11 protein-coding genes are annotated in these 17,433 nt (G+C 62.7%); 2 read left to right on the top strand and 9 right to left on the bottom strand.

Going from position 1 to position 17,433, the window contains the following annotated elements:
• Nucleotides 1-20: 20 nt before the first annotated feature.
• On the bottom strand, nt 21-440 hold the full coding sequence (locus G8767_RS08810) for a hypothetical protein (protein ID WP_166809892.1): 420 nt from the start codon (nt 438-440) through the stop codon (nt 21-23).
• 667 nt (nt 441-1,107) lie between these two features.
• Between G8767_RS08810 and G8767_RS08805 the strand changes: the two genes are divergently transcribed.
• Both G8767_RS08805 and G8767_RS08800 read left to right on the top strand, forming a co-directional pair.
• Entirely contained in the window at nt 1,108-2,265 is a 1,158-nt protein-coding gene (locus G8767_RS08805) for an acetyl-CoA C-acetyltransferase (RefSeq protein ID WP_166809891.1), read from the top strand.
• Nucleotides 2,266-2,366: 101 nt separating this feature from the next.
• The gene (locus G8767_RS08800) at nt 2,367-2,954 is read left to right on the top strand and encodes a sugar O-acetyltransferase (RefSeq protein ID WP_346842967.1); all 588 of its coding nucleotides are present in this window, start codon (nt 2,367-2,369) and stop codon (nt 2,952-2,954) included.
• An 11-nt stretch (nt 2,955-2,965) separates the two neighbouring features.
• On the opposite strand, the gene G8767_RS08795 is transcribed toward G8767_RS08800, so the two are convergent.
• From G8767_RS08795 to G8767_RS08760, 8 genes are all read right to left on the bottom strand, one after another.
• On the bottom strand, nt 2,966-4,513 hold the full coding sequence (locus G8767_RS08795; protein ID WP_166809889.1) for an ABC transporter ATP-binding protein: 1,548 nt from the start codon (nt 4,511-4,513) through the stop codon (nt 2,966-2,968).
• Nucleotides 4,510-6,129: an ABC transporter ATP-binding protein gene (locus G8767_RS08790; RefSeq protein ID WP_166809888.1), complete on the bottom strand. Its 1,620-nt coding sequence runs from the start codon at nt 6,127-6,129 to the stop codon at nt 4,510-4,512. Before G8767_RS08790 ends, G8767_RS08795 begins: the two co-directional genes overlap by 4 nt.
• A 129-nt stretch (nt 6,130-6,258) precedes the next feature.
• Nucleotides 6,259-7,152 carry a hypothetical protein gene (locus tag G8767_RS08785; RefSeq protein ID WP_124567985.1) on the bottom strand — a complete coding sequence of 298 codons (894 nt, stop codon included), beginning with the start codon at nt 7,150-7,152 and terminating at the stop codon, nt 6,259-6,261.
• Nucleotides 7,153-7,198: 46 nt separating this feature from the next.
• The gene (locus tag G8767_RS08780) at nt 7,199-8,989 is read right to left on the bottom strand and encodes a sulfite reductase subunit alpha (protein WP_166809887.1); all 1,791 of its coding nucleotides are present in this window, start codon (nt 8,987-8,989) and stop codon (nt 7,199-7,201) included.
• 36 nt (nt 8,990-9,025) lie between these two features.
• On the bottom strand, nt 9,026-14,494 hold the full coding sequence (locus tag G8767_RS08775; RefSeq protein WP_166809886.1) for a glutamate synthase-related protein: 5,469 nt from the start codon (nt 14,492-14,494) through the stop codon (nt 9,026-9,028).
• Between the two features lie 182 nt (nt 14,495-14,676).
• Nucleotides 14,677-15,720, bottom strand: a complete 1,044-nt coding sequence (locus tag G8767_RS08770; protein WP_124567988.1) for a ParB/Srx family N-terminal domain-containing protein — start codon at nt 15,718-15,720, stop codon at nt 14,677-14,679.
• Nucleotides 15,721-15,872: 152 nt separating this feature from the next.
• The gene (locus G8767_RS08765) at nt 15,873-16,733 is read right to left on the bottom strand and encodes a 3-hydroxyacyl-CoA dehydrogenase (protein ID WP_095972294.1); all 861 of its coding nucleotides are present in this window, start codon (nt 16,731-16,733) and stop codon (nt 15,873-15,875) included.
• A 15-nt stretch (nt 16,734-16,748) separates the two neighbouring features.
• Nucleotides 16,749-17,363 (bottom strand): TetR/AcrR family transcriptional regulator, encoded by a 615-nt coding sequence (locus tag G8767_RS08760; protein WP_095972295.1) that lies wholly within the window; start codon nt 17,361-17,363, stop codon nt 16,749-16,751.
• Nucleotides 17,364-17,433 lie beyond the last annotated feature (70 nt).

Here is a 17,433-nt window from a genome sequence, read left to right as displayed (position 1 = left end):
ACCCCGGGTTTCGGGGTTGCCTACGGCACGAAAAAGGTTGCGAAACCTGGAGTGACCGGTCCGGCGGCAGGCAATATGGTGACCGCAACTTGCCCGGCCCCGGTCTGCAGGGTGATTTCACCCGGGGTTCCTTGGTTGTCGCCCGAAAGCCGACCGGTGCCGGAGGTCCCTGTCGAGAGGTTCAGCCAGCGCACTTCGGTCGACAGCATGCATCCCCACCGGGCGTCTGGGGCGCCGGTGATCGTCACCGTGCCAGGTTGTTCGCCGACTACCGCCACGCAGCGGACAGGAGGCGCGTCGAAGCTGCCATTGGGGTTCCCGAACGGTGCCGGGTTGATTTGGAACGGAACTGTGACTGCCGTGGAGGCGATGGCTGCGGGTGCCAGAACCGAAACGGCAACGACGGATGCGCAGGCGGTCAATCGGCGTACGAGACTCATCACGGTAACCTCCGGTAATCGAAGACGGTGTGGTGCTCATACTGTACTCGGAGTGCAATTGCCGCAAGGGGATCCACGTTTCAGGTCAGTGGCGGTTTGCGAATCACCGAGTGCACTACTGCCGGTAGAATCGTTGTCCTGCAACGAGTATCGGTAAACGAGCCCTTTATTGCGCGGCGAACTGCCCTATCTCATTGGGCTCCACCGAAAGTACTAACTTTTCATGCTTCGGCTGGCCGACAGGTGGTGTAGCTCGAGCAACTTGGTGCCGCTCGCGAGACGGGTTGAATGTCTCTACAGTGGAGGCGATGGATGCGAATGGTGTACTCGCTTCGCTAGAAGCTGAACGCCCGCAGGTGTTCTCGCAACTTCTGCTGCTTCACATCTACGTGCGGTTGACACGGCGCGGGCTGCTGTGTGACGTTGGGAGGCCGAGCGTCGACTGGTCGAATATTTTCGACAGCAGTGGATTTCGTTGGACGGAATCGCGAAGGTCAGGCCTGTCGACACCGGGTTGGTCGTCTAGGGGCACGTTCGGACTCGGCGACCTCTGGTCCGGAGGTAAGGGTGGGTGTCAAAATCACGCTTCGCATACCAAGCAAATGCTTGATCGTTAGAGTGTGGACATCCAAACGCCCGACAAAAGCTCGATTTCGAAGGAGTTCGTATGGTTGCACCCCAGGCCTATGTAGTCGATGCAGTCCGCACTCCGGTGGGTAAACGGAACGGCTCGCTCGCCGGGGAACACCCGGCGGACATGGGAGCCCATGTCATCACCTCGATTCTCGACCGCACCCAACTGGACCCGATGGCTGTCGACGACGTGATCTTCGGTTGTGTCGACGCTATCGGGCCGCAATCGGGCAACATCGCCCGTACCGCCTGGCTTGCAGCAGGCTTACCGCTGGATATCCCGGGAACGACAGTCGACAGACAATGCGGATCTTCACAGCAAGCCATCCACTTCGCAGCACAAGCAGTCATGAGTGGGACCCAAGATGTGGTGCTTGTCGGCGGTGTGCAGAACATGTCTGCGATTCCTATCTCTGCGGCGATGCGTGCCGGCAACGAATACGGATTCGACACACCCTTCAGTAAGTCACGGGGGTGGGCTGCTCGATTCGGCGAGGCCGAAATCTCACAGTTCGTCGGTGCCGACCTGATTGCCAAGAAGTGGGGTATCAGCCGTGAGGACATGGAGGAATGGGCACTGCAATCGCATCAGCGTGCCCGTGCCGCCATCGCCGACGGGCGATTCGAGCGTGAGACCGTATCACTGGGTCACTGCGTCGTTGACGAATGTCCACGAGAGACATCCTTGGAGCAGATGGCTGCATTGCCCGCGCTGAGGGAAGGCTCGCTACTGACAGCTGCCGTGGCCTCGCAGATCTGTGACGGCGCGTCAGCGGCCTTGATCGTCTCCGAGAAGGCGCTCGAGGTTCATGGATTGAAGCCGAGGGCGCGTATTCATCATATGAGCGTGCGCGGCGACGATCCGATGCTGCAACTGTCGGCACCCATACCAGCGACCAAGTTTGCGCTCGTGAAGTCAGGCATGTCGATCGGCCAGATGGATACCGTAGAGATGAACGAGGCATTCGCTTCGGTAGTTCTGAGCTGGCTGATCGAGACGGGTGCAGATCCCTCCCGAGTAAACCCCAACGGTGGTGGAATCGCATTGGGTCACCCTCTTGGAGCCACCGGAACCAAGCTGTTCGCCACGATGCTGCACGAGCTGGAACGCATTGACGGACGGTATGGACTCCAAACCATGTGTGAGGGTGGCGGAACCGCGAACGTCACTGTCATCGAGCGGCTGAGCTGAAAGGAAGAATCGGGCGGCATTGGAGCCGCTCTGTTGCAGCGCTCCTTCGGGTGCACCGTGCCCAGCCGGAGTGTCGCGGCGCGGTGTGCGACGATCCGAGCGTGGGAGAACAGGCGGATCGTCTTGCTCGTGGTGAGTGGTATCTCGATGATGACGAGCTGCGTCAGCGTCGGCGCGAGTGTTGGCGTCGACTCGACTCGTTCAATGGGGCTGCGGCGGACGACGATGCTGTCCGCGCGCAGGCTCTCGGCAGCCTTCTGGGTGAGGTTGGTGAGGGAGCTTTGGTGGTGCCGCGGTTCCAATGCAGCTACGGACACAACATTCGGCTTGGAGCCAACGCATTCGTCAACGCGAACGGGTTCTTCATGGATGATGCGCTGATCACGATCGGCGCGGACGTGAGGATCGGGCCTGGAGCTCAACTGATGACAGCGTTGCACCCTGTCGATGATCATCGACGGCGTCGCGAGGGGTGGGAGCGAGCAGCTCCGATCGTCATCGGCGATAACACGTGGCTCGGCGCCTCTGTCACCGTCGGTGCGGGAGTCTCGATCGGCCATAACGCCGTGATCGGTGCTGGAAGTGTTGTCTTGCAAGACATTCCCGATCATGTCGTTGCTGCTGGATCGCCGGCAAGGGTTATCCGTCGTACACCTGCCGAAGTAGAGGGACTGCAACGCGAGCACTAGGGCATGCGATGTCAGAGCGTGATCGTGTGGGTGGGCTCCCAGATGGAGGGGTCGCGGTGGGCGACGACGAAGACGGTGGCCGCCAATTCCTGCACAGCGACGGCGATGCGGCGCTCGGTGCCCTCGTCGAGAGCCGAAGTGGCCTCGTCGAGCACAAGCACGGGTGCGTTTTTGAGGAAGGCGCGAGCGATCGCCACTCGCTGACGTTCGCCACCGGAGAGAGCGGACCCTTGATGCCCGACGTCCTGATGAATGCCGAGCGTCGAGCGGTCGAGAACGGCGCCGAGAGCAGCGCGCCTGGCGGCGTCCTCGATCTCGGTTTCGGTAGCCCCAGGTCTTCCCAGCCCGATGTTTTCCCCGAGGGTGCCCGAGAACACGAGTGGATCCTGCGGCACGTAGCCGATATGCGCGGCCAGGTCGTCGTAGGGCAAGTCGCGCAATGAAACTCCGCCCAGAGTGACGCTGCCTTCGTCCGGGTCGTCGAAGCGCATGAGCAGCCCGAGAAGTGTGCTCTTCCCGGTACCGGAGCGTCCCGCTACGAGCACGCGATCACCAGCGGGGATCTGCGCGTTGATGCCGCGCAGAACTGGCGCGTGATCCACGTCGACGATCTTGATGTCGGTTCCTGCCGGGCGACCTGCGTCCTGGGGTTCAGGCTCGGGCAGCGCGGGAGCTGAAGTCGCGGTGCGGTAGTCGCGAACCGTCGCGCGCAGTTCATTGACTCCGATTCCGGCCAGCGCGAGTTCGTCGAGCGGGGCGGCGGCGCGGGCGGTGAGGACGACGAGCGCGAGAGCGGCTGCAGGATCGTCGAATCCGGTGGCGGCGAGGAAGATTACTGCACCTGCCAGCGGCACGATCGTCGCGATCGCCGAGATGAATGTCGCTGGCGCCGCGGCGAGATTGGTCCGTGCAAGTGCGGTTTCCTGATCCCGCCAGCTTCGCTCGATCCGTTCGACGGAACGAGTGGGACCCGCTGCTGTACGCAGTAATTCGAGATGGTCGGTGAGCTCGAGAGTTGACTGCGTCGCAGCGAGTTCGGCCTCGTGCCGGCGCTCGTCCGCTCGGCTGAGAGCGCGTTGGGCCAGCGTCTGAGCTGCGAGCGACACCGCGAGAAGTCCCCCGACGAGCAGCATGACTCCGGGTCCCGCGACGACCGCGATTCCAGGAAGCAGGAGCAGCGGGATCAGCGGTGCAACGAGGAAGGTCTGAAGTTGGTGTGCGGGAACACTCATCAGCGACGGGATCCCGCGCCCGGCGACGGTGGCGAGCAGAGCCCGGTTGTCGTCGGTGAACCAGGACAGCTTCGCGCGGGCGAAGGCATCGCCGAGCGCGTCGTAGAGATCGCCGACGAGTCGAGCCCCGGTGAAATATCCGCCCCGCGAGACCAGGACGGTCACGAAGAGGGCGATTGCGGCCGTGGCCAGGACGAGAACCGGCGGCCGGTGATCGGCGATCGAGAGCGCGAGAAAGGTGTACGCGATCGCCTCGAGGACCGCGACGGACACCCAACCGAGTCCGATGGTGATCAAGCGTCGACGGGCTGCAGTGGTGCTGTTCATTGTTCGGCTCCAGTCAGGGCAGCATCGGATGCGATGAGACTCCGGAGGTCGAGCCGATCGTCGGCGTCGTCTGCAAGAGCGGGGTCGTGGGTGACGATCACGATCGTCTTTCCTTCGTCGTGTGCGAGATGTCGTAGTTCTTTCAACAGTTCGGCCGCTGTCCGATCGTCGAGTGCGCTGGTCGGCTCGTCGAGCAGCAGTACTGTTGCGGGCGAAAGGAATACCCGAGCAAGCCCGACTCTCTGACGTTCTCCGCCGGAGAGTGAAGCGGCATCGGCATCGAGGCTGACGTCGATCTGTGCCCGGCGAAGAGCTGCGGCGTATTCCGCGTCTGTTGCGTCGGGGGCGGCCAGCGCGATGTTCTCGCGCACCGTGGCAGGCAATACGTCTGCGCCCTGAGGCGTGAGCAGAATGGACCGTGGCCGCAGGTTCTCGTCGATAGTGTCGACGCTCTGGCCCGCGTAGCGGACGGTACCCAGATCCGGGATTTCGAAGCCGGCCAGTGCTTTCAGCAGCGTCGACTTGCCCGCTCCACTCGGTCCCGTGATCGCAGTGATTGCGGACGGGCGGAATGCATGCGTGACGCCGTCGATGACTCTGCGGTCCGCGATCGTGACAGTCAGGCCGAGGATCTCCAGTCGATCGGAGGGACTGGCGGCCGGAACGGTTGATGCTTCACCAGCCGGGAGGGTGGCTTCCTCCAGCGCTGCGGCGAGTCGGACTGCAGCAGAGCGTCCAGCCGCGACGTAGTCGAGGCCGTGCCCGAGCCGCAGGGCCGGTGTCACGATTGCGAGACTGAAGAGAACGGTGGCGGCCAATGTCGGTGCATCCCAGCGAAATCCGATGGCATAGGCGATCGCAAACGTTGCCGTCGCCTGCATGAGGGAAACGGCGACGGCCGCAGGGGTCGCCACGAGTCGAACGCGCTCCTGCATTCCCCGAGTGAACCGTGCTGTCGATTCTGCATAGTCAGCGGCAGCACCGGTCTGCGCGCCGTAGATCCGGCAGACGCGGATGCCGCGGGCATAGTCGTCCACGGCGGTCACGATGTCGCCCATGACATCCGCACGTTCAGCGCTGTACCGCGCAGCCATTCGAGGGATCACGATCAGATAGAACAGTGCTGCCACGATGCCGGGAGCCAGAGCGAGAAGCGCCACCGGGCCGGCTGAGACGGCCAGCGCCGCGATCGTGAGCGCCGGGACCACCACGAGCGTCGCGAACTCGGCAGGTAGGTGCGCAGTCATATGGTGCAGCGCCGAGATGTCGTCGGAGACGAGCCTTCTCAGCGCGTCCCCGCTGTAGCGGGACAGCGTGCTTGCCGGCAACCGGACGAGGTGGGCAGCGAGCTGGCGCCTGAGCCTGGCCTCGAACAGCGCCTCGGCGTGGTGCGAGAGCCACGACGACGTGGCGGCGAGCGTGACGCCGACGAGCCAGAGCCCGCATGCCCATTCGGCCCAACTCATGGACGGTTCACCGATGAGTTGCACGACGCACCAGAGCGCTCCGAGCATCGCGACCCCCGACGCAGCCGCCGCGACCACCCCGGCGGCCAATGCAGGCAGCGCCGGGCGCAAGGCCGGGACCAGCGATGGTTCGACGAGAGGGCGGGGCATGGATAACTCCTTGAATCAGCGTCAGGGTGCGGGCACGACAAGTGACCGAAACCTGAGGTTAGGCTTCGGTTGCCACTCTTGGTTATCGCAGTACGCCGATTTCTTACACTCGATTGGCAGCCGTCGGCGTCAGGATGCGGCCGAAATGGAACTCATGACGTCTTCCCACATGTCCATGACTGCGGGTTCGGCTGGACCTGTTTGGGTGAAGACTGCCACGCATTTTCGGCGGAAGTCGTACATCTCGATCGAGCTGGTCAGTCCGTGAACTCCGTGCGTGCGGGTCAGCCAGCACTCCGCGACGCCGTTCAGGTCGATCATCGTCCGGCAGGTGTCCGAGGCTAGAGTCAGCGTTCCGCCGAACATGGCTGCCGCGTCGAGATCACCGCGATGAATCTGCAGGCAGCCGTTCCCGGCGACAACCGTCGTGACGGGCAGTTGTTGGTAGGACAGGTGCTCCATCCCGGCAGCCATGAGGTGAGGATCGATTCTCCGGTAGCCGAGGGCGCCCAGAGCGACCAAACCGTTGCGGCGTTCGCTGCCCCTGTCCGCGAGGATGAAGTCGAGTTGTGTCAGCTGATCGGCTTCGGCCCAGAATGCGGGCGTATTCGACGTCTGGATGGGAGGGTTGGCTTCCCTCGAAGCGTCGGCCGCGTTTCGTATCGCTTCGAAGGCGAGACGATCCGAGGCCGGGGTCAAATAGGTGGTGTGCGAACTCGATCCGTGAGTGTCGAACATCCGGAGCGTCGGCGGAAGGTGCTGCTCTGCATCAGTGGTCACCACCGAACCGAGGGCGGAAGGGTTCAAACGCAGAGAGACGAGTCCTGGCGTGCAGACCAGCGGATCACCGGGAACGGTGGGAACGGCGTACTTTCCCGAGTCGTTGACAGCCACTGGCCCCGCAACGGTGATCGCGACGACATCGCCCAAGAGGGACAACATTTCGCCGACTACCCCGGGTACCGTGTCGATCAGTCCACCGCGGAATCCTGGACGCGCAAGCAGCGCGTCCAGGTCCGACATGCGCGCCACAGCTGCGCAACGGCATTCACCACGGTGGGGACACATCTCAGTAGACATCCCGTAGGTACCGCTTCGATCGTTTGAGGTTGTTGACGTAGTCCTCGGCGGCATCCGCATCCAACCCGCCGTGCTCGGCGACCACCTCGTGCAATGCGTCGTCGACGTCCTTCGCCATCCGGGTGGCATCGCCGCAGACGTACACGTGCGCGCCCTTCTCGAGCCAGGCGAACAACTCTCGGCCCTGCTCGCGCATACGTGTCTGGACGTAGATCTTCTCGGACTGATCACGAGAGAAGGCGAGGTCGAGACGCGTCAGGACACCGTCACGGGTCAGGCCGTTGAGCTCGTCCTCGTAGATGAAATCGCTCGACTGATGCTGATCGCCGAAGAAGAGCCAATTCTGCCCCGACGCGTTCCGCGCCCGACGCTCGTGCAGGAAAGCGCGGAAGGGTGCGATGCCGGTTCCGGGTCCGATCATCACGACGGGAGCAGCATCATCGGCGGGCAGGCGGAACGAATTGTTCTTGGAGACAAAAACTCCGACCCGGTCTCCCTCGCCAACCCTGTCCGCAAGATACGTCGAGCAGACGCCACCGCGATCCCGCTCGCCCGAGCGGTAGCGCACACTCGCAACCGTCAGATGCACGGTGCCGTCGTGGGCCAGCGGGCTGGACGAGATCGAGTAGACCCGATGCTGAAGAGGGCGCAGAAGACCAAGCAACTCTTCGGGATTCAGGCGAACGCTGGTGCCCAGCTGCAGAAGATCGAGCACATCTTTGCCCCACAGCCACGCGTCGAGCGCTTCCCGATCTTCGGTGTCGAGAATATGCTGCAGTTCGGCGTCTCCGCTGCGTCGGGCGATGTCGTCGATCAGATCGCGAGAGGGAATCGAGATCTCGTAATCGCTGGTCAACACCTGGTCCAGCGGCACGGACGAGCCGTCCTTCGCCGTGACGACGCAATCGCCGCTCACCCCGAGTTGACGGATGATGGCGTCGACGAGAGCGGGGTCGTTGATCGGGCGGATTCCCAATCCGTCTCCGGCCTCGTAGTCCAGACCATCCTCGCCGAGCGCAAAGGTGAAGTGGCGGACTTCCTTGGCGGAGCCCTCACCGGACAACAGTCGATTGGCGAGAACAGTTGCAGGATAGGGGTTCTTGCGCGTCCATTGGGATTTGGTCTTCAGCGAACCGGATGCAACCGGCGCCACCGCAGCGCCTGTATCACCGCCCGGACCGGCATCACCGTCCACACCGGCCACCGCAGCGACGGCACGAACGATCCACTCGGCCGCGTCATCCTCGTAGTCGACGTCGCAATCGGTGCGGTCGACAACGCGGGTCCCGCCGAGCGCTTCGAAGCGAGCATCGATGTTCTTGCCGGACTGGCAGTAGCCGTCGTAGCTGGTGTCACCGAGTGCGAGTACGCCGAAGTAGAGGCCCTCCAGCCGGGGCGCACTCTCGGATTCGACTGCATCCCAGAACAGCTGCGCGTTGTCAGGCATCTCGCCCTCGCCGTAGGTCGAGGTGATCACGAGTACCCGGCGCATGGCGGAAAGTGCGTTGATATCCACGGTGTCAAGACCCGCGACAAGTGGTTCGAGACCGTGGGCACGAGCAGCAGCGGCCGCGTCTTCGGCCACGGACTCCGCATTTCCGGTCTGGCTCCCGAAGAGGATGTGCACGGCCGCGCCGGCAGTTCTTTCCACAGTTGCTGTTGCAGTACCGGTTTGACCGGGCATGACGGTTCGTGAGTGAAGACCGGCCAGGAATCCGGAAAGCCACGCTCGCTGGTCGCCGGTGAACGGTGCGTATTCGGGAATGTACGGAATTTCCATGATTTGAAGCTCACCTACGTTCGGGGGGGAGAGAGGTCAGGACACCAGGTCGGGGATCGCACGTGAAGCGAACAACTCGTCGAAGTTCGGCAGGGATCCGAGTTTGTCCCGGTTCTTGTTGTCTTGAAAAAGAATCCACCCGTACGTCGCGGGACTGTCCATCGCCAGCACGTTGCGCAGACTCAACGCCTGCTTGTAGTCGTCGACCCGCTTGGCTGCAATCAGCGCGGCCAACTGTTCGTCGTCGTAGCCGGCAAGAATCTCTTTCGAGTACTTCACCAGGTGCTGGACGAGGGCGAAGTCCTCGGTCAGCACCAGATTGCGAGCTGCCTTCTGAACTGCTGGATCGTCGGGTCCCGACGCATTCGGGGTGCGGGCCGCGGCGAGTTGTTGGGCGAAGTGAAGCACGGTGTACTCGCTGAGGAGTGCGTACATCGTTGCGGTATCGGTTTCTCCGAAACCGGGGACTGCGCCGCCGAGTGCGGGACGCTCGTCTCGTACCGCGAGTTTGAAGGTGCGTACCTGCCGCGTCGCGATGGCGGAAGCCAACTCTTCGAGAAGTTCTTTGTGCGTTTTGGCGGCAAGGATGGCGTCGCTGTCCTGGTAGAGCATCAGCGCCTTGGGCATCGCGTAGACAAACGAATGCTGTTCGACTTCCCAGTTCTCGAGCAGTCGGGTTCCGAGCGCGGATCCCGTTGCTTCCACATGCAGTTCGAGAAGGAGTTGCACTGCGTGGTTGTGGACGGCGGCAAGAGGGTCGGTCGCAGCGGTGATCGACCCCAACAGCACGGAATCGGTGCTCGCTCGCAATGCAAGCTCGCCGCGAGGGTCGTACTGGTAGAAGAACCCACCACTCATGCCGTTGCCGACGCCTTTACCGAACTCGCCGAGATTCAGGACGGCACCGTTTGTCATGTACTCACCGGCGAAGTCGCCGACGCCTTCGACGACAGCGCTGGCTCCGGAGTTGCGAACCGCAAAGCGATCGCCTGCTTCACCTTCGACGAACACTCGCCCACCGGTGGCGCCGAACAGAGCGAAGTTGCCGATCAACACGTTTCCGCCGGCGTCACTGGAGCCGCCGCCAGGGCTGCACACGGCGATCACGCCGCCGCTCATGCTCTTTCCCACGCCGTCGTTGCATGTCCCGGTGTGCTCCAGGTGCATGCCGTCGTTGCAGAATGCGCCGAACGACAGGCCCGCAGATCCGGTCGTCAGGACGCGTACGCTGCCCGGAGCGAAGTACCGTCGCCCACGTTCGTCGGTCAGCACTCCCGGAGCGAGAAGCCCGGCCGCTCCGTAGTTGAGTTCGCGTTCGAGGTCGACCGCCAACTGCCCGCCGACGCTCTTGTTCCGGTTCCCCAGGTGCAGTGCACCTTCGGCGAATTCGGTTCCGGACAAGGTGACCGAGGCCTCGCCACGGTCGAAGAGTGCCGTGCGAACCTCGTCCATGATCTTCTCGTCGAGCGCGTACTCACGCTCGAGGTACACGGGATTGTCGACGGTGTTGTCCGGCGCCGACGCGAACATCGCGCCCAGGTTCAGATTGCCGACGATGGACGGGTGATCGATCAGATGCAGGAGGTCGGTTCGTCCTCGCGCCTCCTGGAGGGATCGTATTCCCAGATTTGCCAACAGTTCCCGAGTTTCGTGAGCGACGTTGAGAAGGTACTGCGCCATGGCACGGGGATCGCCGTCGAACAGTTCCGGGTTGGTGGTCAGGCCTGCGGGGCACTTGATGTTGCAGTTCTTGGCCATGACGCAGCCCATCATCATCAGCGCCGATGTGCCGAACTCGAAGCTGTCTGCGCCGAGTAGTGCCGAGGTGATGATGTCGCTGCCGGTCTGATGTGCGCCCGAGCATCGAAGAACGACCTTCTGACGAAGACCGTTGGCGCACAGAGCTTGATGGACCTCTGCGATACCGACCTCGGCCGCGCGGCCCGCGTACTTGAGGCTGGTCACGGAAGCGGCGCCGGTGCCACCGGTGTTTCCGGCGACGTTGATGACGTCAGCGCCGGCCTTGGCGACTCCGACGGCGATGGTGCCGATACCTTCCGAGGACACCAACTTCACGATCACCCGAATGCGCGCTGCCTTGCAGTCGTGGATGAGCTGAGCGAGGTCCTCGATGGAGTACGTGTCATGGTGAGGCGGCGGTGAAACCAGTTCGACACCGGGGGTTCCACCGCGGGCCGCAGCGATGTCGACGGTGACCTTGGCTGCCGGAAGCTGGCCGCCCTCACCGGGTTTTGCACCTTGGCCGAGTTTGATCTCGATCTCTTCGAGCATCGGGTCGGCGAGGTATCCCGCCCAGATTCCGAATCGACCGGATGCAAACTGCTTGATACGCGATGCTCGAATTGTGTTGTAACGGGACAGGTGTTCACCACCTTCACCGCTGTTGGACATCGCGCCGACCATGTTCGTGCCATGCGCGACGGCTTCGTGTGCCGGAGCATTGAGCGCACCGTGGCTCATGGCTCCCGACGCCAACTTCGGAGTGATGTCGCTGGCGCTCTGCACCTCGGAAAGAGGAACACCTGCCGGTGCGACCCGCAACTTGGACAGGAACTGTGCCCCGATACCGGTTGCCTTCAGAACCAGATCCGGTGCGGTGGCTTCGATGGAGATATCGCCCGAGAAGATAGCGGTGAGAGCGTTTCCGAGTGCTACCCGGCGTGCGGCGTCGTCGGCCAGTGGTCCGTCCAGGCGAAGTGTGTACCCGCGGTCTGCGGCGGATTCACACTGGATTCCACGCATCACGATCGTCGTATTGCCGTGTACCGAGAATCGGCTGATCTGCTCGGCGAACTCGGCTGTCGTCACCGCAAACGTGACATCGCCGGGAACGGAGATGACGTCGCGCAGCGCGGCGGGACGACGCGATCGTTCCGCAGCCATGACAATAGAAAAGTCCCGGTACCCGGCGGTGATGTCGAAGTCGTCGATCTGTTCGGTGGTCAACCGGTCGAAGCTCGTCGCCCGGTATGCCCCGGCGTCGAGGCGGAAGGCGTCGTCGAGTCGTCCGAGGGGAAGGAGACGCAGAGCCTCGAATTGTTCTGTTCCCGAGGGGCTGTCGAACGCGATTTTCTCCTCGGTGAGTTCGACGTACTTGCGGACTGCGGTGGTACCGAACGAATGCCCTGCGCCGTCAGCGCGCTCCTTGAACAGACCGAGCAGTGGCAGGTCCTTCTCACCCCCGACTTCGCTCGCCCGCTCGTGCCACTGCTTCGAGGTCGCCGCGACGGTGTCGAAACCGACGCCGCCGACCGGGGATTTCATGTTGGGGAACCACTGACTCAGAACAGGGTCGGACGTATCGAGGAAGTTGGGTTCGAAGAATTCTCCGCCGATGTAGCTCTCGACGGTGCACAGACCGACGCGTCCCATCGTCTTCATGAGCGACTTCTCGGCGGCCTTCGCGAAGCGCCGGAACGCGGCGTCCGGGTCGGCCCCGAACTTCTCCTCGGCGCGAAGTTGCACAGACAACGGGTAGACGGCCGAAGCGCCGAAGCCGAGTGCGGCCGCAACGTGGTGCGAGGACTCGATCTGGCCGCTCTCCACGATGAGAGAGACACGCAGTCGCAGGCCTGCGTCGATGAGTCGCTGGTTCAGTGCTCCGACGACCATGATAGCGGGAAGTGTTGCACGCTCGTGAGATACGTGACGGTCGGTCAGGACTGCGATCCCGCCCTGTTCAGCTGCGAAGGCCACAACAGCGTCGCCGAGTGCGGTCATCGCGTCGACCATCGCTTGCGCGTCACCCCCGGCGGGGTAGAGCATTTCGAAGCGGCGGTGCGGTGTGTGGTTCTGTTCGCGGATCTTGAGCATGTCCAGATGCCCGAGGATCGGCGACGCGATGACGATCTGTTTTCCCTCTCCGGCAGTCGTCTTCGCGCCCAACGCGACCCGGAGAGTCATACCGTCCGCTTCACGGATGCTGTCGAGCGGAGGGTTGGTTACCTGGGCGAATCGCTGTGAGAAGTAGCGTGCCACACCGCCTTCGCGATCGCTGAACGCGTTGATGGCGTTGCCGTAGCCCATGGCGGAGACCTTCTCGGCTCCGTGTGTGAGCATCGGATCCATCAGGAATTTGAAGCTCTCCTGATCCAGGGAGTACGCCATGTAGCGCTGATGAACCTCGAAGGTTCCGTTGTAGCGCGTCGGTGAGCTCACCTTCTCCGCAGGTACGGAGGCAATGTCCTCGAACAGGATTCGTGACTGCTCCACCAGAGACTGGTAATCACGCTGTGCAGCAATCTTTTCCAGGGCCTCGCGGGCAGTGTAGGTGTGGCGATCTCGATGATCGAAGTAGAGCATTCCGCCGGCTTCGACGCGGCCACGGTGAATCACCGTCTCGGGTGGGAACGCGATCTGTCCGGCTTCGGAGAATGCGCAGACGTAGTCGTGGGTCTCGATCGTGCGTAGTGGACGCAGGCCGAGGCGATCGAGGCGTGCACCGATGATGGTGCCGTCGCCGAAGACCAGCGCTGCCGGTCCGTCGTTTTTCTCCTCGTACAGCGAGAAGTACTCGAACATCGCCCGCACCGCGGGAGAGAGGGTGGTGTCGTTTTCCCAGGCCGGCGGCATCATCGAGACCACAGCCGTCACCAGGTCGACACTGTCCTCGATGACGCGAGCTTCCAGGGTCTGATCCAGTCGGCAACTGTCGGACTGGCCGGGCGGACGGACGATCGCACGTCGTTTCGCACTGGCGACGGCAGCTTCGGAGAGCCGATTCTTCTTGTCCGTGTTCAGTTCTCCGTTGTGAGCCATGAACCGGAAAGGCTGCGCCATCGTGGGATGAGGGTCCGTGTTGGTCGAGAACCGCGTGTGGAAGTACATCGTGTGTACGGCGTGATCGGGGTCGACCAGGTCGCGGAAGTACGGGATCACTTCGTCGGAGTTCAAGCGGCCCTTGAGAACCTGTGTTCTCGCGCTGAGCGAGAGTGGGTACAACCCGCGCAGCGCAGGCGTGTTGTACGCGATGGCTTCGATGGCGAGCAGCGCCTCGTGCACGAGGCGATCGACTACCGCGGGCTCGGGACGCGGAGTGGGGACCTCGAAGATCCACTGCCTGATCGGAAGCTGATGCGCGATCGCGGCCGGCCGAATCGACGAGTTGTCGACCGGGATGTCGCGCACTGCGAGGGTGGTGAAGCCTCTGTCGAGAAGTTCGCGTTCCACCAGAGCCGCTGCACGAGCATGCTGGGCGTCGTCGTCGGGAAGGAAGAAGTTGCCGACGCAGAAGCGGCCGGCGCGGAGGTCGGAGCGCCCGGTGACCTTGCGGAAGAACCGGAGGGAGAGGTCCACCGAGACGCCGCCACCGTCGCCGACGCCCTCGGAGGACATACCGCCGCGGTGCGGGACCGAGCAGAGTGCTTCGCGGCCCTTGATCAGGACATCGTGGGTCTGCACGCCGTCCTTGCGCGTGATGAACCCGACCCCGCAACTGCTCTTGTCATCTGCGGGGTCGTACAAACCGACGATGGACGTGCTCACTGCAGCAACCTTCTCCCTGTCCTGGTTGCCCGGAGATTGTTCGACCGGGCAGATACGACGGCATGTATTCCGTCAGGGCAGGGCGTCGCTGCTTCGATGAAGCGGCACCCGAATGGGATCAGACTACTGAGTAGAGGCTTACCTTAGTCAAGTCTGCTGGGTGTGACTTGGATCTGAGCAGGTCAGAGGGTTGCTTTGTAGGCGAGGGCGTAAGCGATCTTGCCCGGCTTGTCGTCTGTGTACGGCTTCGAGAGCTTTGCGAACTCGCCCTTGGACTCCGCTTTGCCATCGTTCCAGGCCGGCAGGACGCCAAGATCGGTGGCAGTGAATCCGCTGTCGACGACCGCATCGCCCGCCAACGCGGTCTGCGCTTTGGTCACCGACTTCACCGTGCTCAGGTAGCTGGAGAGATCATCGCGATTCCAGTTGGTGAGGTCGACGGGCGCGGTGTCGCGGACCCACGCGCCCCAGTAGAACTCCTGGAACGGGATCGAGCCTGCGGCGAATCCGATGTCGCGGGAGAAATACATCAGGCTGCGGTACTTGTCGTCGGCGAAGTTCGCCAGGCCGACGCTTTTCGGCAGGGACTGGACCGGCACCTGGTTTCCGTCGACGTCACGCGACCAGACCCACTTGTTCTTTTCCATCTCCGTCCAGAAGGCGCCTTCGGTCAGGCCGCTGAGGTTGCCGAGAACTCGGAGTCGCACGTGCAGGTCAGGACCTCCGTCGGCCGTCTCGATGAAGGACGTGAGGGTGTGGTGACCGTCGGTCAGGTAGAGATCGCCGCGGGGGCCGACGACCACGGTCTTCATGGGCGCGATGCTCTCGGCGGTTTCCTGACCCACCGGGATCTGGCAGGTGAAGGACGACGGGTCCTTCAGTGTCGACGCCGCAGTAGCGGTCGCGGCCTGGATCTGGCCGTTCGCCTCGCACCAGTCGTCGAACTTCTTGTTGATCGTGTCTTTTCCGAGCGTGTAGCGCCCGAGCTTGTAGTACACCTCGTCGTAGCCGAGGGAAGGTTGTGTCGCGTGAACGTCGCCGATGCGAACGTCCAGAAGGTCACCTTCTTTGGCGCACAGGTACTCCGAGCCGCCGGCGGAGCCTGAGAACGAACCGGTGGAGATGCCGCCACACGCGAGGGGCGCGGCGACGGCGGGTGTGCCCGCCAATGTTCCGGCGCCGAGCAGTGCCAGTGTTGTGAGTGCCGAGATGGCGGAACGACGCATGTGGGGATCTCTCCTGAGGGTGGGTTCGCACGTGAGGAAGCTTGCGTCACAATCGCTCAGGGTGGTTTCGGACTTACTGACAACAGACGTCCGCGCGGTGGCTACCACGTGAATTCACGTCGTAGCCACCGCGCGGTGAGCCGGTTGGTTGATCAGCTCTTGTAGTTGTAGAAGCCCTCGCCGACAGCGACGCCGAGCTTGCCCTCGTCGATGTAGTTCTTCTTGATGTAGTCGGCGAATTCGCGCTGCTTCTCGCCGCCCTGGGAGGAAATGTTGTAGACGGTGGTCAACCCGACGACGTCCATGATCTGGAAGGGACCGAACGGGGCTCCGGTGCCGATACGCCAAGTCTTGTCGACCATGTCGGGATCGGCGATGCCGTCGATCAGCAGATCGGATGCTGCATTGAGGAGCGGGACCAGTAGCGAGTTGAGTACGTAGCCCGCCTTCTCCTTCTTGAGCTCGATCGGCACCATGCCGATGTTCTTCGCGAACTCGACGACCTCGCGGTACACGGCGGGGTCGGTGGACTCGGTGCCCATCACCTCGGCAGTGTTGTTGACCCACACGTGATTTGCGAAGTGCAGTGCGAGGAACTTCTCGGGTCGACCGGTGAACTCCTTGAGGTCGCTCGGGAGAAGCGTCGACGAGTTGGTTGCGAACACCGTGTGCTCAGGAGCTACCGTGGCAAGCTTCTCGTAGGTGTCGCGCTTGATGGCGATGTCCTCGGGAATTGCCTCGATGACAAGATCGGCCTTGGCGACGGCTTCGGCGAGATCGTACGAGTACGTAATACGTTGCAGTGCTTCGTCGGCCTTGCCTTCCTTGGCGCCCTCGACGTTCTCGGCCTTGTAGGCCGCGGCCAACGAGTCGAACCGAGCCTTGGCCTTCTCGATGACCTCGGCGTTGATGTCGTACGCGACGACGTCGAAGCCGTGATAGGCGCTCTGATAGGCGATCTGTGAGCCGAGGACTCCGGTACCCAGAACGGTGATCTGCTTCAATTCAGTCATTTTCGATCCTCAATCCTATTCAGTGGGTAGTCCGGCAAGCGTCAATCGGACCTGTGCTGCAACGATGTTCGTGAGTTCGTCAGCCGTGATCCGGTCCAATGCCGCGCGGGCTATTTCGAAGTGCAGCACGTTGGAAATCGTTCGCGCTGCAGTGGTGGTTCGTGTGGTGTGGTGGGGGTGACCCTCGTGCAGGATTTGTGCAATCCGCGTTTGCAGGCGTTGCGAGAGCTCCAGGCCTTCGGCCCGGAAGCATTCGCTGGGCTCGCCGAACAACACCTCGCGTTGGTAGATGCCGGTGTTCTCGTCGTTTCGGCGACTTGCGATCAGCAGGGGTGAAACCAGCTCGAGCACACGAGCTTCTGTGTCCGTCGACTTGGCCTCACGCTCTTCTCCCAGTTCGATCTGCTTACGGTACTCCGCGTTGTACACCATGAGCAGCAGCTCGGCTTTGCTTGCGGCGTAACGAAAGAGGGTTCCGCCGGCTACATCGGCGCGGTCGGCAATCTCTTGAGTGGTGACCGCGCTGTAGCCCTTTTCCGCGAACAGTTCGGCCGCGGCGTCGAAGATGCGTGTCTGCTTTTCGAGCTTGTTGCGTTCGCGACGGCCCAGCCCTTGGTCCGGCTTCGTCATCCCGCTCACCTCGTCTCATTTCGGATCACGCTCATAAATGAGTCTACTCCGAAATTACGGGAGGATGAGG

It is taken from the genome of Rhodococcus sp. IC4_135 (assembly GCF_011602025.1).
Classification (GTDB): domain Bacteria; phylum Actinomycetota; class Actinomycetes; order Mycobacteriales; family Mycobacteriaceae; genus Rhodococcus_F; species Rhodococcus_F baikonurensis.
Note: the sequence above shows the minus strand (reverse complement) of the source record. Positions and strands in the feature narration are given on the sequence as shown.